The following is a 23,474-nucleotide window of genomic DNA, read 5'->3' on the forward strand; positions in this document are numbered from 1 at the left end:
GTTACCCACGTGTTACTCACCCGTCCGCCGCTAATCCGTTCCCCGAAGGGAACTTCATCGCTCGACTTGCATGTGTTAAGCACGCCGCCAGCGTTCGTCCTGAGCCAGGATCAAACTCTCAATTTAAAATTTTAAGTCTAATCTTAGCTTAATTGCTAAAAGAATTGCTGGTCTAATAAAAAGTTTGTATAAACTATTAATTTCCTCTGTTTAATTTTCAAAGATCATAAGCAGGTGTTCCAAATCTTGATTTGGCACATTCGCTTGCTTCTCGCTTGTGAGAAGTTCCTTTTTCTTTGTCACCTCTCGGCGACTTTTTTATCTTATCACTTTCACAGGTTTTTGTCAACATCATTTTTTCAAATTATTTTAAAAATCAATTTATTACAATTTGAAATGCACTTTGTTGTTTTGCTTTCGCTCCCTGCGACCTCACTTATAATACCACACTCAATTTTTTAAGAAATTTTAATTTCTCCAATTAACGAGTTTATCACATATAATACTCTATTTTTCACCATTTTATTCTCTTTTTCGCATAGTGATACACCAGGGACATTTTATAGCACTTTATAATCTCCAGCTTTTTAAAACAAGTCTATTAACCCAATAAACACCAGGAATTTGTCCTCTTACCTCGAAACTTCATAAGGAGTTTCATCCATATTCTATACTCTACTTAGTTCTGCTTTCTTATCTTAAAGTTGATATTTATATACTATCTTTCTTATACTTTCCACAGATAAGCAGAATTCCTTACCCAGTTCCTGCATAGAAACGCCTTCTTTATATCTAGTATAAATTTTTTCGTTTCTTTCCTCATAATATCTTCTTGCTCCAGAACTCTGCCCCCATTTCTGCCTCTCATTAACCTGAGGAATATATATTGCCTCTCCAGAAGTATACTTTTGTATTTCCTTTAACAGATTATCTGGAAGTATCTCAGAAGCATTTCTATATTTCATAACAAATCACTACTCCTAAAATATATTCCTCTTATTTTGAACACTTTAAAAATTCATCAATATCTTTGTACTTTCTTAAAACAACATTATTCTCAGTAATTACAGAAAGAATATACTTCTCAATAGTATCCACACTATCTGATAACTTTCTAAGATTATCCTTGCAGTAATTATCAAGAAGGTTCATCTTCTCCATGCCAGATTCATCAGATAAAATATCAAGCTCTATCTGAATATAACAGCTCCATGAGAAAGCTGCTTCACATTCATTATTTTCACATGCATACTTTATGCGTCTAAATGTATACTTAGTTTCCTCATACCATCCTGCAAGTTCTTTAAAGTTATAAGTTTTATATTTTTTCTCAACTATATACTGCTTAAAGAATTCTCTTGTATCACTAATTAATTCAAAAGAAAGTTCTACAATACTTTTAACATCATCTGCGCCAAGAATTCTCTCGTATACAGAAGTAAACTTAGCTGGTTTGTTTTTCATCTCCTTCATCTGCTTGATTATTTTTGCGTATCCATAATCGCCTTTAGGATAAGTTCCATTAATTATTGTCACTGCTTCATGTAAATACTGCGCAATTGCACCTGCTGCTTTTCTAACGTTACATAATGATGTTTCAAAAATCATATTTTTATATATTTCCATAGCCATACTTATCTTCTCTAATGATTTCTTTCTAATAAAATCACTATCCTTAAGATTGTCCATAAGAGTTTTCTGCAAAAGCTTAAATCTTTCAGTATCAGCCTCGCTTCTTGAATATAAAATTTCACTATCAGCAAGACAAAATGTCAAATTTTCATTTAATGATGCAAGCCCTTCTACCCTCTCCCATGTCATAGGGAAAAAATCATATCCCTTATCTCCTATTATGAATGTTCTTGCAAGAGTAAATCCATGATCACAGGCAGGAATAAAATAATCAATAGCCACGTCATTACTATCAGTCGGTATCTTGCATGCTCCCTTCCTTCCTAGAACAAGACTGATCTCACCCTTATATTCATTTTCTATCTTATTAATAAACCATTTTGTAAGTTCTTTATCTACGCTTTTCATAAATAACCTCTCCTAACACATATTAATTTCTGTTTTCCCTATGAATTAATTTTAATATGACAGCTTATTCCATACAATGCCAAGATAAATTTATATCTATTCTCTACCACAAAAAGGCACATCTGCTTGTCTGCAGATATGCCTCATTACATTAAGTGTAAATCATTCTAAAATTAAATATTTTATTTTTCCAATTCTATTTTTATAGAACCTTCAGATACTGTTTTTAAAATATTGCTAAGATTCTGCTTTGCATTATCAACAGCCTTATTATAATGCTCATCATTTTTAAGCTTTTCTGTCATCCTTGTCTTCACTTCTTTTTCTATAATGTTATATTCATCAGCAGAAAGCTTTATATCGCCGAATCTGAAAAGGCCATTATCAGTCCCTTCATAAGTTGTTTTATCTCTATCTATTGATATAGAGTCAACTACAGGCTTAGGAATTGTTATGCTAATAGTGTTAGTAACCTTATTAATATTAATATTCTTTTTGTTAATAGTAGAAAGATCTACCGAGTAATTACCTGTACCATAGAAATGCACCTTCTGTATTTTCTTAAATATATCAAGATTTCCCCAGCTGTTATCTATTACAATATTCTCATTTAAATCTATTTCAAGCGGCACTAGCTTGTTTACATTATGAATCTTATTAACTATAGTATCTTCTGAGGCAATCTTAAGCGTCTTATCAGTTGAGTTTGGAACAATATATGTTTTAGCATCAGCTTTAAAGAACTTCAGGTATACCATAGATACTATAAGCATTACAGCTATTATTATAACTATATTCTTAATAAATCTTACCTTCCTAGTTAAAGAAGTGCTCTTTTTATTTCTTTTATTTAACATCAATACACCCCCATTTCGTTTAAAACATATTACCTACTTATCCACATATTAAAATATGTTGTGTAACATTCCTGTTAGACAAGTACTATCTTAATGTTATCATACCAAATGTATATTACAAAATCATAAATAATTTAAGAAAATTTGATTAATGGTCTTCGTGCTAAAATACTATTCATTTTTATTGATACTATGATATAATTTTCTTGCTTATGTTTGTTCGTTTTTTCACATATGTGATTTAGATACAGATAATATATTTATTTTTACAGGGAGATGGCATTGTGGAATCAGTTAACATAAAAATTGATAATGTAAAAGGAAATGAATCAGAATATGTAATCCGCGATGAATCAAAAATAACTATAGGTCGCTTTATCATACTAGAATTCAGCAAAGAAAGCAGAGCCGCTACTATACGTCTTAAATTCTATAGAGTATCTGATTCTAATCTTTTAGAACAGTCATTACATATAATATGCAGAACTATTTTTAAGAATAGTCCTATTTTAAAACTAAACCTTATGGTGCCAGAAGATCTTGATACACGTTCATTTCTAAATATAGGCTTCGTACTTGAAGGAATTATTACTAATAACTTATATTCCAATGGAAATTATAAAAGTGAACTTTCATTTGGCATAACTGAAGATGAGTATGCAATACATAAAAAATACTACAATGTAGATCTTAAAGGAAGAAGAATATCAGTAAGAAGCCTTGGTCCAGACGATGCACAAAGCATGCTTGACTTCTATTCAAGCAACAAGGATCATCTTGCTCCTTACGAACCTAGAAGAGATGAAAGTTTTTACACGTTAAAAACTCAGACAGAAATTCTCAAGGAAAGCTATACTGAGCTTATTAATGGTACAGGCATTACACTCGGCATATTTAAGAATGACTCACTTATTGGCAGAATAAAAATTTCTGATATTGTTTATGGAATATTTAAAAGCTGTTATCTTGGTTACTGTATGGATAAAGACCACCAGGGTAATGGTTACATGAAGGAAGCTGTAAATCTTGTCCTTGAATATATAAAGAATGATCTTGAGCTTCATAGAGTTGAAGCCAGCACCCTTGTTGATAATGTGAAATCTCAGTCAGTACTTAAGTCATGTGGATTCGAAGAACTTGGGTTAAATAAAAAATACTTGTATATAAATGGTGATTGGCGGGATCACATTACGTTTTATAAAATAATTTAATTGCTACGATGGAGGACTAAATTTTGAAAAACAGCACTCTTTACGAAGAAGTACTAAATAAAATAAATACGAAAGAAGGAGTATGGGATATGATAGTTGTAGATGGAGTAGTAGGCGTAGGAAAAAGCACATTAATGAATATTTTAGTTGAACAGGGGTATGTACCTTTCAGAGAACCAGTAGATGATAACCCTATCCTCGACAAATTTTATTATGATAGAAAAAGATACTCTTTTCCTTTACAGGTATTCTTTTTGAACAAACGATTCAAACAGATAAAAGAAGCAAGTAAGATACATAATTCTATTTTAGACAGAAGTATTTACGGAGATGTAATCTTTGCAAAAATGCTTTGTGACAATGGCGAAATGGAAAAAGAAGAATTCAATTTATACAGAGAACTTCTTGAAAATATGCTTGAACATCTTGAAGCACCTAAACTTATGATATATCTTGAAGCCTCTGTTGATGAAGCTATAAGAAGAATACAAAAAAGAGGAAGAGATTATGAACAAATAGTTGAAAGAGATTACTGGCAGCACTTAAACAATGAATACTCTGAGTATTTTAAACATTATAATAAATCACCAATATTAAAAATCAATGTCGATAATCTTGACTTTGAAAACAATATGGAAGACAGAGAAAAAGTCCTTTCATTAATTAGTGAAAAATTAAAAGAATGCTCTAAATAATAAAAAAACGTGCTTTAAAAGCACGTTTTTTTATTATAAGTGAATAGTTAACAGTGAATAACGAATAGGAGCTGTTCACTATTCGTTATTCTCTATTCACTAAATATTAGTACTTAATTCCAACAATATCTCTAACAACAGCAGAGGCTGCTATCATGCCTGCAACTGGTGGTACAAATGATATACTTCCTGGCACTTGCCTCTTACTTGTAGGTTCTGATAATCCTTCTCCTGTAGGTTTTACTGGCTTTTCTTCAGAGTAAACAACCTTTAATTTCTTTACTCCTCTCTTTTTAAGCTCGTATCTCATTACCTTTGCAAGCGGACAAACCTTTGTATCATATACATCTGCTATCTTAAAAGCAGTTGGATCAAACTTATTTCCTGTTCCCATGCTGCTTATAAGCGGAATATTATTCTTTTCACAGTAAACTGCAAGCGCTATTTTAGCTGTAACAGTATCTATAGCATCAACAACATAATCACAATCATTTGGGATTATATCAGCTATGTTATCTTCAAGCACAAATGTTTTATGTGTAATTACATTACATTCCTTGCTTATTGAATGTATTCTTTCTTCCATAATATCCACTTTATATTTATCTATTGTGTCATATGTAGCTATTATCTGTCTATTAAGATTAGTAAGACTTACTGTATCATTATCTACTATTATAAGAGTTCCCACTCCAGCTCTAGTAAGAGCTTCTATAACAAAACCGCCTACTCCACCTACTCCAAATACTACTACTTTTGAATTTCTTAATTTATCTAATCCGTCTTTACCGATTACTAATTCAGTTCTTGATAATGAATGCTGAGCCATATCACTTTTCTCCTTCAATAAATCTCTTCTTAATTATAAATTATTAAATCTAATTTTCCGAGCGCAGTCGAGGAAAATTTCCCTTATATTAATATTGATTTTTGCTATTCTTAGTTTCCATATCAATATAGTATACTATAAAACTTTATTTTTCAATTCTCATTTACAACTTATAGTATTTCTTAAAAAAATTAATCATGCAAAGCCTTCTACTATGTTGCTTTTATTTCATCATAACGATTATAATAAATGTAGTAATGATTTGAATGGAGGACTATTAAATGAAATTAGGTATTATTTCTGCAATGGAAGAAGAATTAGCTCCATTACTTGAAGCTATGGAAGTAGAGTCAACTAACACAAAAGCCAATATGACTTTTAATAAAGGTAAACTATGGGGAAAGGATGTAATTGCAGTTGTTTCTGGAATAGGAAAAGTTAATGCTGCAATTTGTGCTCAAATCCTTGCAAGCGAATATAAGGTAGATACTCTTATAAACGTTGGAGTTGCTGGCGGTATCGGCAAAGATGTTTATCCTGGCGATGTAGTTATAGGTGATTCGCTAGTTGAACATGATATGGACGCTACTAAATTCGGATACAAACACGGACAGATTCCAAGACTTGATGTTTTTGATTTTAAGAGTGATAAAACTTTAGTTGAAACAGCTAAAAAAGCATGTGATTCTCTTGAAAATATCAACAGCTTCGTAGGAAGAATCGTAAGTGGAGATGAATTTGTTTCTGATATAGACAGAATCAAGTGGCTTCAGGATACTTATGAAGCAATCTCATGTGAAATGGAAGGAGCAAGCATCGCTCACGTTGCTTACCTTAACAACATAAAATTCGTAGTTATAAGATCAATATCTGATAATGCTAATAACGGAGCTCATATGGATTATGAAAAGTTCCTACCAATAGCAATTAAAAATTCAGTTACAATCTTAGAAACAATGATAAAATCAATGTAGTTTTTAAAAGATAAGAGAGCTGAGATATGAAGATATTCGCTTATGTCTTGGGATGAAACTCCATAGGAATTTCATCCTTTTCTCCACTCTCTTCATTCTAACCTCTAATCTACTCTATAAATTTTCATTATAGTAATCTTCTAAATAATTCTCCACTCCATAAACTTCAAACTTGTACTTCTTAGCAAGCTCTTCATAGTCTACACTTAGTGAAGCCTTTCTTGAAACTGTTGTCTCAATACTTATACTATCAAAATTCATATCAATATCTGTGTACTCATCAATTGTAAATACGGGTATCGGAAAATACTCAGTATAAAACTCATTATCAATATTGATTGAATGCATATTAAAGTAGCCAAATTCACCGTTATACCCTGCTTTCTTTAATGCTTCTGAAAGTTTCTCCGCCTTGTTATGAACCTCTTTATAAATAGCATTTCACATTTCTAAATCTTTTAATTCCATAAAAACACCCCAATTATATCATTGTATCAGACATTTGTTCTCATATAACAATATACTCTTTCATCCTAAAATGTAAATTTTTAAAACAAGCGCTATTACAATTAAATATTCTTTATTATCTTGGGAATGCTCCGTTGTTTATGTCTAGGCATGTTCCGTTGATATATTCTGGGCAGTCTGTTGCTAGCCAGTATATTGCTTTAGCAACTTCATCAGCTTTGGCAAATCTATTTGTATATACACTACTCTTTATTGCACTCTTCCTTGCTTGTGGTATGACGTTAAGCATTTCTGTCTCAACTGGTCCTGGTGCTACTGAATTTATTACGATTCCTTTTGGTCCTAAAATTTTAGCAAAGCTCTTTGTTGCATTGATTATTCCTGACTTAGATACTCCATACCAGATATCAGGATGGCCTATTTCTCCAGCAACTGATGCTGTATTTACAATCCTGCCTGAACAGTTCTTGATCATTACTTTTGAAACCTGAGTGATCAATTCGATAGGAGTATAAAGATTTATGTTCATAAGTCTATCTATATTTTCCTTATGATAACTGTCATAAGGAATTGAATTCATTATTCCTGCGTTATTAATAAGAATATCGATGTGTCCAAGCGTTTTAACAAGATCAGAGATACCTTTAGTATCAGCCAGATCATATTTTACAACCCTTACATTCTCATTATCATTAAACATAAAATCTTCAAAATCTCGAGCAACTACAATAACTTTATAATCATTAAATACAAATAGTTTTGTAGTTTCTAATCCAATTCCCTTATTTCCTCCTGTTATTAAAACTGTCTTACTCATATTATTACCCCTTTATTGATTTTAAATTTGTGCGTAAAACTTAATTTGAGTCCTGCACCTCATTTTTATTTTCTATTATTTGGAAATAAATTCTTTATATACAATATTATCACAAAATTAAAATAAAAAAAACCACTTTAAAACATTTTCAAAGTGGTTTTTATTTGGTAACAATACATTTTATTCCATTGGACGACCTGCTTTTGCATTACCTGTCTTTGCTTTTCCCTGTATTTCACTTGGTATAGGATAAGCATCATTTTTTTTCATATGAATTTTATGATTACTTTCAGTTCCATGAGGATCTTCAGGATCCGGTCTTCTCATTCCTGCTTTTGCCATACTACAACACTTCCTTTCTATTTTATTATTATAGAAAGGACAAAAATTATACTCTAAATATTTGCTTAAACGAGCTTCTTATATAGCTCTCATCTATATTCTATTCGTGACAGTGGCCATTGCAGCTATGTCCTTCTCCATGATGTTCGCCATCATGATGTGTACATTTAACATTTGGATTAAATACAAGCTTCTTATTTAAGAAGTTATCAACCTTCTCATCAGCATTTCCGCTTGTTCCACCGTATATCTTTATTCCTGCTGCAGCTAGTGCATTTTTAGCACCTCCGCCAATTCCTCCGCAGATTAAAGTATCAACACTTTTATTCGCTAAAAATTGTGCTAAAGATTCATGGCCAAATCCATCTGTACTTACAACTGCTGATGATACAACCTTATTGTCCTCAACATCATAAATCTTGAATTCACTTGTGTGTCCAAAATGCTGGAACACCTGACCGTTTTCGTATGTTACTGCTATCTTCATTTTATATTCCTCCTTAAAAATACTATTCCACATTATGCTTTCTGCATCCACATCTTCCTTCGCCTGCACGTTTACAGCATCTTTTGATTCCCTGATTTTCATCCTTCATAACATGGCATCTTTCATTTTCAGAAGGGCTGCAGCCTCCAAGCTTTGGAGAACACGTCTCTTTTTCTATTTCAGTCAGTGATAAGATTTCAGCAGATACACGTTTTAAAATTTCCTTGTTCACATTGTAGTGCATAAAATATCCACGTTTCTCACCTTCAATAAGCCCGCATTCACGCAGAACCTTTAAGTGCTGTGAAACTGTTGCTTCTGTTACGTTAAGTCTTCTTGATATTGCTCTCACGCAAAGATTATATTCCAGAAGCATTTTTAAAATTTTCATTCTTGTCTCATCTGACAGTGCTTTTAAAACCTGTATTGTATCCATAGTTCACCCTTCTTTGATTAGTCGATTGCCTAATTAAAATATACTCCTCATTTTTAATTAGGTCAATGACTAATTAAATCATTTTTCTAAAAGATATAATCTGTTACATAGATTATACTGTTTATAAATTATCTCATCATACTTGTATATCTTAAACCTTTTTTCAAAAAAAATGCTCCACTGATCATTAGTATTATTCCATAATGGCAGCCCGTCATCTAATAAATAACCATCAGCTTTTTTTAGCTTATACTTTTTTATATCCTCTTCTGTAATAAAAGGATTTAACTTAATAAATACCCTCCCCTTATTTTTAAGGATTCTATAAACATGTTCCATTAGTCTTTCAGCATCTTCAGGATATAAATTATCAATAGTATTTGAAAGAATAACAGCATCCATGCTCGCGGATTCTATTAATTCTAGCTTTTCAATACCACCTGTAATGAACTTGAAATCTGCATTCTTTATCTGAACCTTCTTAATATCTGCCTTTCTTACAGCTTCAGATGATATATCTATACCTATGTTATGCTTTACGCCATTAAGCGCACAAAGAAATAACATAGTACCACTGCCACATCCAAAATCAAGCACTGTATCAGCATTGCTGCAGCACCATGAAAGGCCTTTATCAAAAACTTCAACACCTGTTAAAGGACTTTTGGGTACATCCTGAGCACTATTCTTAAAAACCTCATTCCATTTATTAGCAACATCGTCATAATTAAGATTCATTATTTTCTCATCCCCAATCCACATAAAACAACTATAATTACACTTAATGCAAGTCTCACTATATGATGTGACAAATGAACATGTCCATACATATTTAATCCATTAATAATACATGATACAATAATTAAAATTAACCCTATGCACATAAATAATATAAATGCTTTGTCAAAATGCATAATACTCATAATCACAGATAAAATAATAGTTGCCTGTCCTATTCCTTCAACTATCAATACACTAGTTAAACATTTATTATAAGCAATAAAACTGTAAGTTGTTATGAGACTAAATATAAGTGATAAAATTATACCAATTATTTTAATCATATAAGTTTTCCTCCATTTTCTAATGATTTATTTACCTTATTAATAGACTTCTCAAGTTTTGCTTTTGTTATCTTTATTTGATTTTCTGTAGTCAGAACTTCTGCATATGCCTTATCAAGAATAAATTTTAATTCTGTAATTACATCAAACTTTTCTGCTTCGGTAATATTTTTATCATCATATCTCCTGTCCAATTCAAACATCTTTTGTATATCCTGCAATGATAAATTAAACTTCTTTAGTGCAATAATAATTTTAACCTGTTCAAGATCAGCTTCACTATAATTCTTAACCCTGCTTCGTGACCTGTCCGGTTTAAGCAGTCCAAGTTTCTCATAATATCTTACTGTATCAATTGACAATCCACTTTTCCTTGAAAATTCTCCAACTTTCACCATAATCACCTCTTTATAAAGAGTATACAATGTGGAGTCAGCTCCACGTCAATATAATAACTTACTTTTTTATATAAAAAATTGAAAGACATATTTTGAAACCTCTATCACTATACTGCAAGCTGTTTCTTAATATATCTTTCAACACTTTAATCTTTATAAGTATTTATATTAACGATAAAATCCACTTTTCTATTTCTTCATCTGTAGTAATCTGTTCATTAAGCTCAATCGAATCAAATTGAATTGATTTATCCTTTTCAAAAACTGCACCCCTACATATATTCTTAATATCATCGATAGCATGTCCAGGTGATCCACCGCTTGTTATAAAGGGTACTATTGTCTTGCCTGTCCAGTCATTTGATGCAAGAAATGTACGCATTGCAGGGGCCATTGAGTACCACCATACAGGAGTACCAATAATAAATCTGTCATACATATCTAAATTAATATGAGATACTTTAAGTTCAGGCTTATAACACCTATCAACTTCCTGCTGTCCTTGTGTTGTTAATTCTTCTGATGTTCCTTCATAAGGAATTACTGTATCAATTTTAAAAATATCTGCTCCTGTTGCCCTCTGAATTTTCTCTGCTATCTTCTTCGTATTCCCTACAGCCTGAGAATAATACACTATAAGCGTTCTCTCTTTCATTCTTCCTTCCCCCATCTACCATAGTTTTAAAAATTATTTATATAAATCTTATCTACGTCTTTTACTATATACATATAGTATTACTTACCCCTTACCTGAGGTCAAGTCTTTAGTAGTAACAAACCATCTTTTTCTAAAAATAACCTAATTATATTCAATTAAATGTAATTACAAATAAATAATGTTATAATATATGGATAGTGTTAAACTAAACACCTTAATAAATATAGGTAACTCTCAGTAAAAGGAGATTCAAAAAAGTGAAAAATATATTGATTATTGAGGATGATTTATCTCTAGCAAAGGGAATAATAATCGCCTTAAAAAACATAGATTTTAACTTTATTCATTCATCAGACTTAAGCTCTGCAAGAACTTACATAAAAACTATAGATTTTAATCTTATAATTTTAGATATCAACCTACCAGATGGTAATGGTCTTTATTTTTTAAAAGAACTACGTAGAAACTCTTCTGTTCCTGTAATAATCCTTACAGCTAATGATCTTGAAACAGATATCGTTACTGGCCTTGAACTTGGCGCTGATGATTATATAACTAAACCCTTTAGCCTTATGATTTTAAGAGCAAGAGTAAATGCTAGACTTAGAAATGCTATGAATAAACCTGTAGATCCCATACTTATAAATAATTTTTCTTTTTCCTTTTCTAAAATGGAATTTTATAAAAATAATATTCCTATTGAATTAAGTAAAACAGAGCAGAAGCTGCTCCACATTCTAATTAAAAACAGAGGTCATATCTTGACTAGATCACAATTAGTAGATAACATCTGGACTGATGGTGCTGAATATGTAAATGAAAATGCCCTTTCTGTTACTGTTAAACGTCTGAGAGATAAACTTGAAGATAATCCATCAGTACCAGTATATATCAAGACAATATATGGTATCGGGTATAGCTGGGCGGTGATATGATGTTTAAATATATCATCTTTATTGGCATTATTATAGTTGCTGCGATAGCTATTTTAATTCCAATAATTCTTATTTATAGACGAAAGCTTCAGAAAATCATGTACTCTCTCTCTGATATGCTAGACAGTGCTATAGATGGCACCTTTACTACCACTACTTATGATGAATCATCCCTTTCAGCGCTAGAATCAAAAATGTCTGATTTTCTAGAATCCTGCTCAATATCATCAAATAAATTAAAAGCAGAAAAAGAGAGTATTAAGTGTCTTATTTCCGATATTTCTCACCAAGCAAAAACGCCTGTGTCTAATATCATACTTTATTCTCAGATTTTATCAGAACATGAGCTATCAGAGGAAAGTGCTCAATGCGTAAAAGTTCTTACTAGTCAATCTAAAAAACTAGATTTCTTAATGCAATCTTTAGTAAAAATCTCTCGTCTGGAAAGTGGAATTATTACCATTAATCCACAGGCTAATAAAGTTCAACCATTAATTGATAAAGCCGTTGCCCAAATTGAGCTCAAAGCTAAAGAAAAAAATATAAAGATTGAAGTAAATAGAACTACTGGCACAGCTTGTTACGATTCAAAATGGACTGTTGAAGCTCTTTATAATGTAATTGATAATGCAGTTAAGTATTCTCCTTGTAATAGTACTATTAAAATTAATCCCATTCCCTACAATATATTCTTCCGTATAGATATAGTTGACCAAGGTATTGGAATTTCAGAGGATGAAAAGGCTAAAATATTCTCACGATTCTATAGATCAGTAAAAGTACAAAATGAGGAAGGTGTTGGCATAGGACTATTTTTAACACAAAAAATTCTCACTGATGGTGGTGGCTATATAAAAGTATCTAAATCATTAAAAAAAGGTTCTATATTTTCTATTTTCCTTCCTATAAAAATTTAAATCTTTCAAAACTGATATAATTCAGAAATATTGTAGAAAGATTATCTTGTTATTCTGTATTTATCATATAAATACTTTCTTATGGAGGAAACTATTATGAATATATTAGAAGCTAAACATTTAAAAAAAATTTATGGCAGTGGTTCAACAGCCGTTCATGCACTGGATGATGTAAATCTTTCTATAGCAAAAGGTGACTTTGTTGCTATAATAGGCACATCTGGAAGTGGAAAATCTACTCTTCTTCATATGCTTGGCGGTCTTGATAAGCCAAGCAGTGGCAGTGTAACTATAGATGGTAAGAAAATTTTCTCGCTTAAAGAAGAAGAACTTACTATTTTTCGCAGACGTAAAATAGGCTTTATATTCCAAAGTTTTAATCTTGTACCCATTCTAAATGTATATGAAAACATCGTTTTACCTATTGAACTAGATGGAAATAAACCAGATAAAAACTATATAAATCAGATTGTTCATACACTAGGTATTGAAAACAGGCTTCATAACCTGCCAAGCCAGCTCTCAGGTGGACAACAACAGCGTGCTGCTATTGCAAGAGCATTAGCTACAAAACCCGCCATTATACTAGCTGATGAACCAACAGGTAATCTAGATAGTAAAACCACTCAAGATGTAGCAGGACTATTAAAATTAACTAGTCAAAAATTCAACCAGACAATCATTATGATTACTCATAATGAAGAACTTGCTCAGCTCGCAGATCGTATAATACGTATTGAAGACGGCAAAATTTCAGGCGGTGATATTATATGATAAAGGTAAAAAACAAGAAAACAATTCGTAAATTAGCTATTAGAAGTTTCTATTCTTCAAAAACACGTAACATCATTACTGCAATTGCTATTGCTCTTACTGCACTTCTATTTACCAGCCTTTTTGCATTAGGGTCTGGTATGGTAAAAAGCATGAAGCTTGCTGATATTATTTTATCTGGAGGTGAAGGGCATGCACGTCTAGAGCATATGACTGAACAGCAATATCAAACTATAAGCAGTCACCCCTTAATAAAAGAAAATGCTTATTGCCGTAAACTTGCCGACAAAATAGATAATGACGAGCTTATTAAGAGAAATACAGAATTTTTATATTATGATAATCTTGGATTGAAATTCACATATACAGAGCCTACAAGTGGGCATACTCCGATGAAAGAAAATGAAGTAATTACTGATACTACTACACTAGACATGCTTCATATTCCTCATCAGGTAGGTTCTCATCTCTCATTAAAACTTACAATACATGGTGAGAAAATTTCACGAGATTTTATACTAGCTGGCTGGTGGAAAAGCTATCCGGGTGTACAAACTGGTACAATCATTGCATCCAAAGCTTATATAAATGCTCATTTGAATGAATTATCCAATACCTATTATAAGGATCACTCAGAAGCAGGCTGTATTACAGATATTATAAAATTTGCAGATTCTAAAAATATTTCAGAAAATCTAAAAAAAGTTGTAACAGACTGTGGATTTTCTATGGATTTTAATGATAAAAATTATATAAGTACTGGAATTAATCCTTTGTATTTATCTCAAAAATCATCAGTTAGTTTTGCAACAATCGCAGCACTATGCTGTGCATTAATCCTCTTTATATTTACAGGGTACCTGATTATTTATAACATTTTTCAGATTTCTATCATAAATAACATACACTTTTATGGACTCCTAAAAACTATCGGTACCACAGGTCATCAGATTTATTCTGTGATAAACTGGCAAGTATTGATACTTTCATTAATGGGTATTCCATTTGGACTTTGTGGAGGTTTTTTTATAGGAAAAGCACTGTTGCCAGTACTGCTTGCTCAATCTACACTTCAAGGTAATGCTGTAATAACATCACCTAATCCTCTTATCTTCGTAGCAGCTATTATATTTACATTAATTACAGTATTTATAAGTATACGAAAGCCAGCAAGAATGGCAGTAAAGGTGTCACCAATTGAAGCTGTACGCTATACAGATGCAACTTTAAAAAATAATAAAAAAGCCAAAAACACTCAGAATGGCTCTCTAGAAAAAAGAATGGCCTGGGATAATCTTGGACGCAATAAAAAACGTACTATACTGGTAATTCTAAGTCTATCACTGAGTATAGTGCTCACTAATACAGTCTTTAACTTTTCACAAAGTGTAGATCCAGAAAAGGCTCTTAAAAATACTTACAGTTCAGATTTTACAATTGGTAAATCCAGCCTGTTATTTCAGTGCAAAATTAATGCTGAAAGTGCATTAAACAACAGTGTTATCTCTACTATCAAAAAACAGCCCGGATTTAAGGCAGGTGGATGCCAGTATGGCTGTAAAGCTGAATACAAAAGTAAAACTACTAAGCAGACATGTAATAATACTCCAGATGGTTCATTCTCTACACATATATATGGTATGGATAAACTTCTCCTTTCGCATTTGAAATTAATAGATGGTAAGTTAGATGCAAATAAACTTGCTACTGGAAAATATATTTTAGAAGGCGTGTGGGTAAACTCTCGTGGTGAAATGGATATGACTAGCTTGAATAATAGTGTTGGGGATACCATCACATTAAATATTGATGGTAAAACTCAAAATGTAACAGTGCTTGGACATGTTATAGCAAATGAATCAAATACTTATGATTGGGTTAGTTCCTGCTTCTTTCTTCCTGAAGATGTTTATAAAAAAATAACTGGCAAAAACTATGTCATGAGCTATATGTTTGATGTGACTAAAGATAAGGAAACTGCTATGGAACAATTTTTAAAAACTTATACCTCAGATACTGATCAAACAATGAGCTATAAATCAAAATTCACTACATTATCAGGTGTAATGAATATACGAAATACTGTTATATCAATTGGTGGGACAATTTCACTTATAATTGGAATTATAGGTATCTTGAATTTTGTCAATACAATTTTAACCAATATTATTGTGCGCCGCAGAGAATTTGCTATTCTTCAAAGTATCGGTATGACTAGAAAACAGCTTGTAAGAATGCTTTGCCTTGAAGGAAGCTTTTACACTCTATTAACAGTTGTAATTTCTGTAATCCTGAGTATTACAAGCTCAATAATTATCGTACGTCCAATATGTCATAAAATTTGGTTCTTAAATTTCAAATTTAATTTCTGGCCTCTTATAATTATCTTCCCACTATTAATTATTTTAGGCTGCCTAATTCCGTATATATCTTATAAATATATTAATAAACAGAGTATTGTTGAACGCTTACGAATTGAGTAAAAAGGAGTTGCAAGACATATTCCGAAACCTCCATCACATAACATATATTTTTGTTAATATAAAATTATCTTCACAAGTCATATGATAGGTCACTAGTCACAGGTAAAAGGTCACAGGTAATGAAGTAATTCATGTGACAAGCACATCGAATTACATAATTTAAATGGAGGCTTTACCCCAAACCTCTAAAATATAAAAACCTAGAGGCTTGGAAGTGTAACCTCCACTTTGAAACCCCAATGGAGTTTCATCCTTGCCTATGACCTGTAACCTGTGCTTTAATTAATATTTATGCTTTTATTTTCTGCAGTATTTAACTATGATGTCTCTTAATACATCAACACAGTCCATCCCTGCTTTATCATTATAATATTTTCTGAATCTGTCATCAGCCACATACATCTCTGCAAGTCCAGCATGCGCTTCCTTTGAATAAGAAGGCCATGTGAAATTAATCCATTCCTTATGCTTATTATAAATATTCTCAGCATCTTTGGAATTCATGTCTCCACTATGGATTACGTTCTTAAGTGATTCAATCATTTGGGCTTCAATCTTATTCATCTTATCAAATTGTACTTTATTCATATTCATAAATTTCTTATTAGACTTTTCTATAGTGTCATTACTGTACTTTTTTCTTATTTCCTTGCCATACTTAGCTTCATTTTCATCAAGCAGCCCCTTTTTAAATCCTTCAAACTTTTCTTTATCTTTCATCTTCGCTTCACCCTTTTCATATAATAAAGTCTTCTCTACTGTCAGAATAAGCTGATCTATCTCTTTCCTCTTTTCAATCAGTTCCTCACGATGCTTTAAAAGTGCTTGTTCAATATTGAAATCAGGACTTGATAAAATTCTATTAATTTCCTCAAGACTCATACCCATTGATTTATAAAACATAATCTGCTGAAGCATATCAACTTCATTTTCGCCATAGATACGATATCCTGATGAATTTATCCTGCATGGTCTTAAAAGGCCAATCTCATCATAATACCTTAGTGTTCGTGCACTAACACCAGCTATCTCTGCTAACTTTTTTATTGTATATTCCACTTTAAGCACCTCCTGACAATCTAATAGTAAAACCTTACGTAACGAGAAGGTCAACAATATTTTATCATAAACCTAAATATATAAATTAGTATGCTATAATAAATTTATTATTAAAAATATACCATTACTAGAGATTATAAACAAGGAGGATGTTATGGGCGATTTTAAAAATACAGATAAGAACATGCAGGCTGCAAAAACTGCAATTACACAGCTTAGAAATGAAACTATGAAACAGACTGCTTATATAAAAACAGAAATAAAACACACTGGACTATTTGATTCTAAATTACGAGGTATACCATACCTGCCAAATGGCGCAGAAATTCCTACTGATAGTGAAGGACATCAGCTAACTCTTTTAGCTCAGATCAACTGTAATGACATCAAAGAAATGAATGATTTTCCTCATGAAGGTATTCTACAGTTCTTTGTACTAAATGATGATGTTTCAGGTGTAGATTTTGATGACCAAACAAATCAGGATACATTCCGTGTAGTTTATTATGATTCTATAGACACTTCTGTAACTGAAGAAAGCGTTAAGGAAAAGTATAATCCTCACATTGAAGATGATGAAGATTATTTTCCTGTAGAACAGGAACTTGCTCTTTCATTTGTAATTTCACAGGAAGGCATCTCTGCAGAAGACTATAGAATTGAAAAACCTTTTTTAGATATTTATAATAAATTATCACCATCAGAAAACATCTCAAGACTTTGGGATTTAGATGAAGATGTTTATAACACCATATTTGACAGCGAAGAAAAAGTTCATCATAAACTTGGTGGCTATCCTTATTTTACTCAGCAAGATCCAAGAAGTGAAGATAACCAGTATGCATCTTATGATACACTTCTTCTACAGATAGATTCAGAATGGCGTGATAATGATGACATCATTCTGTGGGGAGACTGTGGCGTATGTAATTTCTTCATTAACCATGAAGATTTAAAAAATAGAGACTTCTCAAAAGTCATTTATAACTGGGATTGCTGTTAATACACCAAATAATTGATAACAAATTAAAATTGAACTCCTCTTTGAGGAGTTCATAAGCAGCTAGTATATAATATTTAAATATGATTCTTATTAATTTCAACATATTTGTTATACACCATCTGTGACTGCTGATCCTTCACCTGTTCAGCATTTGAAAAATCATCGCTGATTTTAAGATTCTGTAAGCCCTGACTCATTCCCATTTCAACATTACTGCTCATATCTGATAGATTTTCAGTATTCTTTAGAGCAAGCTTATCAAAAATATCCTGTTTTTTCTCTGTCATTACAATCACCTCAGATATAGGGTGCTTATCTTTAGTAAGTACTATGCACTATAAGTTAATAATTTATTGCTGAATTTCGATTCTACTTAACGTATAGTACTTATTTTAATGCCAAATGCCAAATGCCAAGTGCCAGATGCCAAATGAAGGTTAAAATTCATTCGCAATCTCATGAATTTAATTTAATGGAGCACATCTCCAAACCTCTTAATTATCAATTTATAGCTTGCCCCCTTCTAATAGGACAGTTAACTTCAAATTAATTGTATAAGCAAAAAGTTTTAAAGAGAAATGTGTTCTCTTTTTGGAACTCCCCTCAAGGGAGTTCAATCCTTTTCTCTAATCTCTTCGCTCTTATCTCTTATCTAAGTCTGAATCTATCCCTAATCTAAAAGATATACTATGAGTATATTCTTTATAAAATACCACCTTTGTACATGTCAAAAAAAGATTGAACAAAGCAATAATATGGAAATGAAATTGTTGAATCAAAAAAGGAACAAGGTCTTTTAAGTTAATTTCAAATACTCTTTCAAGCCTTTATTCTCAACTCTTTTCCTTATTCCTTCTTCTATTTTTTCTCTCTATTCTTTTCTCTTTTTTATGGAACCTTTTCGGGCTACCGACACGTAGTCAATCTTTTTTATTTCTTTAAGTGTTCTTTTTTGAATTTAAACATAGTTATTTACTATTTGAAAACTATTCAATTACTGACATAAAAATTTCTCTTATACACTTATCCAATAATATCATTGCACTTTTTACTGATCCCTCCAAATCTCTTTTTTTATTCTTTTGTAAATATTCTTCTATTTTTTCTTTCATTTCTTCGCAAAGTGTTTTTATATCATTTTTTTCTTTACTCAACATACCGCTTATATGCTTTTGTATAAATTCATAATACGTTGGTACTTGCCTAAACACATAATAACTTTGTCCCCTTTTTTTCTGAAGTGTAGATACTAATATATTGTGTGCTTTTTTAAATATTTCATATGAATTATCATTATATTCATCTGTATAAGTTGCTTTTTCAAGTAAATACCTTGCATACTGAGTATCTATTTGATAAGTATCAAAATTCGGATTTTTCTCAAATGACTTTTTATATGAAATATCAAAGTATTTACTAGCCCTATCATATTGCTTATCATCTAAACACGCCATAGCATATTGGAGCCAAAAAAAATTGTTATTTTTATAGTAATTAAAGTTTTTCAATTCATCAAAATACTCAACAACATCTCTCTTTACCTGTTTATTTTTATAATCTAAAATTTCATTTATATTAGATATAGAAATTAACTGTCGTAAGATATTCATATTACCCTTCCCGTATCTTAACTTACTAGCATTAATAATCATATCTTTCATAATACTTAATATGTCCTTTGATAAATTTTGAGTTGCAATAATATTCTTTGAAAATATAGAGGACTTTGATTTAATATTATTTTCTTCTATATCTACTAATTCATTTAAATATTTATCTCTCTTTATTTGAGACGATAAATTATCCATGCCTAAAACCAGTATCAAATCACTCAATTTCAAGTCTAATGGCGTTGATGTATTAATTATTACTCCTAATAATAGCCTTTTCTTTATATCACTTTTCGCAATTTCTTCATACAACTCTTTTATTTTACTTGAGACTACTTCAGATTTTACTATATAAAGCAAGACATCTGCTAAATTATCATGACATATTTTTTTTATTAAATAATTCTTCTTATCAACATTATCAACATCTAAGTCACTCCAAATATTACTTTCATCTAATAAACTTATAATATGTTTTCTTTCATTTTCACCTATACCATTTAATGAAAATTCATATTTTTCATTTTCGTTAATTCCCATTAGGTTATTTAATTTGTAATATACTGATTCATTTATATATGTTCTGCATGTTAAAATGAATTTATAATCACTATTTATAAATGGTTTAAACTTTTTTAGAATATCTAAATAATAATTATAGTTTTCTATAATTATATATTTCATTCCTTTAATTTTACTTATTTCATTTATCTCTCTATCAATATAATCTAAACATCTATCTAGAAAGAATACATTTCCTTTTTTCTTTAAGTTTTCAGAAAAATATTTAACAAAACATGTCTTGCCATTAGCCAAATTTGAATGTACAATGATTACTTTTGAATGCTCATCATTTAATGCCTTTTCAATTTCATTGCTTTTATCTCTTTCGAAAATATATTTATTATTTGTATAGTTTGAATACAAAACATTCTCTTTTATCTTCCCAATAACTAACAAGTCCCACAAACTTCTTATATCAACTTTTGAATATTCAAATTCTCTATCATTTATATGTAAAAAACATCTGAATTTAAATGGTTGTTCATTTTTTTTATAATGCAAACTACATGCTTCAATCTCCTTAGCAAAATTCTCTACTCCTATTTTAAATACTCTTCCTAATTCATTTTTACTTGAATCTCCTATAATATCGATTTTTTCTCCAGTTACCATCTCTTTATCAATAAAAATAACTTTGTCTCTTATCTCTTTATATGAAAAAAATATCCTTTGTAAATCAATATCATACTTTAATGACGTACCTATGAAAATTATAGCATCTGCATTAGAAATATCTAAATTAAATAATCCATACCAATTACTCCCCTTAAATTCTTCTATCATATAACTACGTGTAATTAGTTTAAACTCATTCTCTAATTTATTAACATCTAATGTTCTTATATACCCATTTAAATGAATAACATTGTCAGTATTAGATATATTTTCAGTTGAGTTGCTTAATGTTTTTGCGATTCTATTATATTTAGTTACCCTTGATGCTTTTTCAAATACATCATCATAGTTTGTTGTATATATTCTTTTCCAAGGTAAATCTGCAATTATCTCATGATGTTTTCTGTAACTTTTGCAAATAAAAGAATTTTGCAATTTTTCCACTAATGCTTGTTCATTATCTTTATTCAAATTAATATAATATTGAGATACCCTGCCTAAATCATCGCTTCTATCAATGTTCATCTCATCACATAATTTATAACTTAATTCTTTTGCATCCCCCATTTCCTTTTCATCAATATTTATAGCATCAGCAGAAAATCCTGCACCTAGAAATAAAATTGCATTTCCATCAATAATATGTTTTATTGCTTCTGTAATTTCCATACTCTCCCCCATAACAATCTAAATTTAATGAATACATGATATTGTTAATTTTAATCTTCTTTTATTATATTCTTCTCGATCCACTGTACAAATGCTTTTCTTAACAAATAAAGTGACTTACTTAATCTATTTCTTATCTCTATAAAATTATAATCTAATGTTATATCCAAATTCAAATCATACTCTAAGAAAAACATCTCTCCTGAATGAAAATGACCTGATCTTATTGAATACAAATAATCACAAAACTTTGCTTCATATTCATCCTTCAAATATTTTTTCATGAAATCTGAAAATCCAATTTGTTCTGATTTTGCCAAACATTCAATTGCTGCTACCTGATATGAAACCATTACCGTAGTTTGATTTAATCCACTATTAATGAAATATTATATAATCTACATGAATTTCTAAAATATCTTCCAGTTGTATCATCTAAATTATTTATTTCCTTAAAAAATTTTCTAATCTGTTTAGGGACTAATAAATTCAATTTATATTGACCATCGTAATCAATATTATCACTATATTCTGCCCGTCCTTGTACCTTTGTTATTTTTATACTTTTAAATGTATTTTTTAAATTTGTATTTAATATTTCATCATTATTTTGAATATATCCTCCTTTTGTTTCGAATTTATCATTAATAAAATAAGAAAAATATGTATTCGGTTGAACAGATAAATAGTCATTTATATGGTGTAATCCATTCATATTATCAGAAACAATTAAGTTCAATTCCTTGTCCAAAAAACCTTCCCTTTGAAAATTATCTGTAAAACATATTTCTTTTCCCTGTATTTCTTTAGTAATAAAATGTTTAAATATTCCCATATATGGTGAAAATCCAACATTAAGCAATGCTGCTAAATATGTTGAAAAATCCTTTATAATATTATATGCTTTACTTCGTGCATGACTTAGTGAAATCGCTTCTACTTCGCAATCAAAGCACACTATACGTTTTGCTATTGTATTTTTTTGCTTTTCATTTAATAATGATTTAAATTTAATTTTAGAGGTCCAATTTATCAAGTATTCTCCTTTTATACCTGTATCATGCAAAATATAATAGTATATTCTTATTGTATATTTTTCTTGCTTCTTATGAATCATATCTAATGTAAGTTTAGTGTAAAATTCACTATAAAAATAATTACTTATATCTAAATCCGATAATTCCTTATTATCAGCCTCTAATTACACTTTTAATAATTCATCCTCTTTAGGACAAATATATAAACTTACATATATCTGTGTATTTAAATTATTCACAATATCCATATATTCAAAAGAATATATTTTCATCTCGCCATCATTTCTCAAATTAATTTTTATATCTCTTTTATTTTAAAATATTTTGATAAATTGCAATAACAAATTGAACTAATTTTATTTTTCCATTTGAACCCTTGAATTTTTAAGCTGCATAGATCTCATCGAGGTACTTTTCAAAAAGCTCCTCTGGAGTTCGGTAGTCTAAGATTTTACGTGGAAGTGTGTTCATCCATTCTTCAATAAAACCTATGTTATCAACACTATAATCAGATATACGCTTTCCCTTGGGG

27 protein-coding genes, 1 rRNA gene and 1 pseudogene are annotated in these 23,474 nt (G+C 30.5%); 8 read left to right on the plus strand and 21 right to left on the minus strand.

The window, feature by feature from the left end; genetic code table 11:
• From FYJ33_RS14485 to FYJ33_RS14505, 5 genes are all read right to left on the minus strand, one after another.
• Positions 1–126: ribosomal RNA gene (locus FYJ33_RS14485) — 16S ribosomal RNA — on the minus strand; the annotation flags it as partial.
• Positions 127–217: 91 nt separating this feature from the next.
• Positions 218–355 (minus strand): hypothetical protein, encoded by a 138-nt coding sequence (locus FYJ33_RS14490; protein WP_154532465.1) that lies wholly within the window; start codon positions 353–355, stop codon positions 218–220.
• 343 nt (positions 356–698) lie between these two features.
• Entirely contained in the window at positions 699–965 is a 267-nt protein-coding gene (locus FYJ33_RS14495; RefSeq protein ID WP_154532467.1) for a CD3324 family protein, read from the minus strand.
• A gap of 31 nt (positions 966–996) precedes the next feature.
• Positions 997–2,040: a hypothetical protein gene (locus tag FYJ33_RS14500; protein ID WP_154532469.1), complete on the minus strand. Its 1,044-nt coding sequence runs from the start codon at positions 2,038–2,040 to the stop codon at positions 997–999.
• A gap of 182 nt (positions 2,041–2,222) precedes the next feature.
• The gene (locus tag FYJ33_RS14505; RefSeq protein ID WP_154532471.1) at positions 2,223–2,897 is read right to left on the minus strand and encodes a DUF4230 domain-containing protein; all 675 of its coding nucleotides are present in this window, start codon (positions 2,895–2,897) and stop codon (positions 2,223–2,225) included.
• Positions 2,898–3,181: 284 nt separating this feature from the next.
• Between FYJ33_RS14505 and FYJ33_RS16515 the strand changes: the two genes are divergently transcribed.
• Together FYJ33_RS16515 and FYJ33_RS14515 are read left to right on the plus strand one after the other, a co-directional pair.
• On the plus strand, positions 3,182–4,108 hold the full coding sequence (locus tag FYJ33_RS16515) for a GNAT family N-acetyltransferase (protein ID WP_321106404.1): 927 nt from the start codon (positions 3,182–3,184) through the stop codon (positions 4,106–4,108).
• Positions 4,109–4,197: 89 nt separating this feature from the next.
• Complete coding sequence (locus FYJ33_RS14515) at positions 4,198–4,803, plus strand: deoxynucleoside kinase (protein WP_154532506.1); 606 nt, start codon at positions 4,198–4,200, stop codon at positions 4,801–4,803.
• A 106-nt stretch (positions 4,804–4,909) separates the two neighbouring features.
• Here the strand turns inward: FYJ33_RS14515 and FYJ33_RS14520 are convergent, their stop codons facing one another.
• Positions 4,910–5,632, minus strand: coding sequence for a tRNA threonylcarbamoyladenosine dehydratase (locus tag FYJ33_RS14520; protein ID WP_154532473.1), 723 nt, complete (start codon positions 5,630–5,632; stop codon positions 4,910–4,912).
• A 281-nt stretch (positions 5,633–5,913) separates the two neighbouring features.
• On the opposite strand from FYJ33_RS14520, the gene FYJ33_RS14525 reads away from it, so the two are divergent.
• Positions 5,914–6,606, plus strand: a complete 693-nt coding sequence (locus FYJ33_RS14525; RefSeq protein WP_154532475.1) for a 5'-methylthioadenosine/adenosylhomocysteine nucleosidase — start codon at positions 5,914–5,916, stop codon at positions 6,604–6,606.
• Between the two features lie 114 nt (positions 6,607–6,720).
• Here FYJ33_RS14525 and FYJ33_RS14530 read toward each other — a convergent pair whose 3' ends face one another.
• The 9 genes from FYJ33_RS14530 to FYJ33_RS14565 all read right to left on the minus strand — a co-directional run bounded on the left by FYJ33_RS14530 (position 6,721) and on the right by FYJ33_RS14565 (position 11,273).
• On the minus strand, positions 6,721–6,954 hold the full coding sequence (locus FYJ33_RS14530) for a hypothetical protein (protein WP_154532477.1): 234 nt from the start codon (positions 6,952–6,954) through the stop codon (positions 6,721–6,723).
• Positions 6,955–7,189: 235 nt separating this feature from the next.
• Entirely contained in the window at positions 7,190–7,891 is a 702-nt protein-coding gene (locus FYJ33_RS14535; RefSeq protein ID WP_154532479.1) for an SDR family NAD(P)-dependent oxidoreductase, read from the minus strand.
• A 180-nt stretch (positions 7,892–8,071) separates the two neighbouring features.
• Entirely contained in the window at positions 8,072–8,233 is a 162-nt protein-coding gene (locus FYJ33_RS16090; protein WP_206046712.1) for a hypothetical protein, read from the minus strand.
• A gap of 100 nt (positions 8,234–8,333) precedes the next feature.
• Positions 8,334–8,720: a NifB/NifX family molybdenum-iron cluster-binding protein gene (locus FYJ33_RS14540; protein WP_154532481.1), complete on the minus strand. Its 387-nt coding sequence runs from the start codon at positions 8,718–8,720 to the stop codon at positions 8,334–8,336.
• 22 nt (positions 8,721–8,742) lie between these two features.
• A complete protein-coding gene (locus FYJ33_RS14545) occupies positions 8,743–9,156 on the minus strand; it encodes an ArsR/SmtB family transcription factor (RefSeq protein WP_154532483.1) in 414 nt (137 codons plus the stop codon).
• Between the two features lie 78 nt (positions 9,157–9,234).
• Positions 9,235–9,894 carry a class I SAM-dependent methyltransferase gene (locus FYJ33_RS14550; protein WP_206046713.1) on the minus strand — a complete coding sequence of 220 codons (660 nt, stop codon included), beginning with the start codon at positions 9,892–9,894 and terminating at the stop codon, positions 9,235–9,237.
• Positions 9,894–10,220 (minus strand): hypothetical protein, encoded by a 327-nt coding sequence (locus tag FYJ33_RS14555; RefSeq protein ID WP_154532487.1) that lies wholly within the window; start codon positions 10,218–10,220, stop codon positions 9,894–9,896. Before FYJ33_RS14555 ends, FYJ33_RS14550 begins: the two co-directional genes overlap by 1 nt.
• Entirely contained in the window at positions 10,217–10,618 is a 402-nt protein-coding gene (locus FYJ33_RS14560; protein ID WP_154532489.1) for a helix-turn-helix domain-containing protein, read from the minus strand. The genes FYJ33_RS14555 and FYJ33_RS14560 overlap by 4 nt, the downstream gene beginning before the upstream one ends.
• Before the next feature lie 163 nt (positions 10,619–10,781).
• The gene (locus FYJ33_RS14565; protein ID WP_154532491.1) at positions 10,782–11,273 is read right to left on the minus strand and encodes a flavodoxin; all 492 of its coding nucleotides are present in this window, start codon (positions 11,271–11,273) and stop codon (positions 10,782–10,784) included.
• 260 nt (positions 11,274–11,533) lie between these two features.
• Here FYJ33_RS14565 and FYJ33_RS14570 point away from each other — a divergent pair, with 260 nt between their 5' ends.
• From FYJ33_RS14570 to FYJ33_RS14585, 4 genes are all read left to right on the plus strand, one after another.
• Complete coding sequence (locus FYJ33_RS14570; protein ID WP_277643005.1) at positions 11,534–12,211, plus strand: response regulator transcription factor; 678 nt, start codon at positions 11,534–11,536, stop codon at positions 12,209–12,211.
• Positions 12,208–13,128 (plus strand): sensor histidine kinase, encoded by a 921-nt coding sequence (locus tag FYJ33_RS14575; protein WP_235900870.1) that lies wholly within the window; start codon positions 12,208–12,210, stop codon positions 13,126–13,128. The genes FYJ33_RS14570 and FYJ33_RS14575 overlap by 4 nt, the downstream gene beginning before the upstream one ends.
• A 96-nt stretch (positions 13,129–13,224) precedes the next feature.
• Positions 13,225–13,902: an ABC transporter ATP-binding protein gene (locus tag FYJ33_RS14580; RefSeq protein WP_154532493.1), complete on the plus strand. Its 678-nt coding sequence runs from the start codon at positions 13,225–13,227 to the stop codon at positions 13,900–13,902.
• Positions 13,899–16,385 carry an ABC transporter permease gene (locus FYJ33_RS14585; protein WP_154532495.1) on the plus strand — a complete coding sequence of 829 codons (2,487 nt, stop codon included), beginning with the start codon at positions 13,899–13,901 and terminating at the stop codon, positions 16,383–16,385. The genes FYJ33_RS14580 and FYJ33_RS14585 overlap by 4 nt, the downstream gene beginning before the upstream one ends.
• Positions 16,386–16,682: 297 nt before the next feature.
• Here the strand turns inward: FYJ33_RS14585 and FYJ33_RS14590 are convergent, their stop codons facing one another.
• Entirely contained in the window at positions 16,683–17,444 is a 762-nt protein-coding gene (locus tag FYJ33_RS14590; protein ID WP_277643002.1) for a MerR family transcriptional regulator, read from the minus strand.
• Between the two features lie 154 nt (positions 17,445–17,598).
• On the opposite strand from FYJ33_RS14590, the gene FYJ33_RS14595 reads away from it, so the two are divergent.
• Positions 17,599–18,447, plus strand: a complete 849-nt coding sequence (locus FYJ33_RS14595) for a YwqG family protein (RefSeq protein ID WP_154532497.1) — start codon at positions 17,599–17,601, stop codon at positions 18,445–18,447.
• Positions 18,448–18,521: 74 nt separating this feature from the next.
• Here FYJ33_RS14595 and FYJ33_RS14600 read toward each other — a convergent pair whose 3' ends face one another.
• From FYJ33_RS14600 to FYJ33_RS14620, 5 genes and pseudogenes are all read right to left on the minus strand, one after another.
• Entirely contained in the window at positions 18,522–18,734 is a 213-nt protein-coding gene (locus FYJ33_RS14600; RefSeq protein WP_154532499.1) for a hypothetical protein, read from the minus strand.
• A 699-nt stretch (positions 18,735–19,433) separates the two neighbouring features.
• Positions 19,434–21,905: an SIR2 family protein gene (locus FYJ33_RS14605; protein ID WP_206046714.1), complete on the minus strand. Its 2,472-nt coding sequence runs from the start codon at positions 21,903–21,905 to the stop codon at positions 19,434–19,436.
• 50 nt (positions 21,906–21,955) lie between these two features.
• Positions 21,956–22,225, minus strand: coding sequence for a hypothetical protein (locus FYJ33_RS14610; protein WP_206046715.1), 270 nt, complete (start codon positions 22,223–22,225; stop codon positions 21,956–21,958).
• A 47-nt stretch (positions 22,226–22,272) separates the two neighbouring features.
• On the minus strand, positions 22,273–22,941 hold the full coding sequence (locus FYJ33_RS14615) for a hypothetical protein (RefSeq protein WP_154532505.1): 669 nt from the start codon (positions 22,939–22,941) through the stop codon (positions 22,273–22,275).
• Between the two features lie 385 nt (positions 22,942–23,326).
• Positions 23,327–23,474: pseudogene (locus FYJ33_RS14620) on the minus strand (IS30 family transposase); the annotation flags it as partial.

Source organism: Inconstantimicrobium porci (assembly GCF_009696465.1).
Classification (GTDB): Bacteria; Bacillota; Clostridia; order Clostridiales; family Clostridiaceae; genus Inconstantimicrobium; species Inconstantimicrobium porci.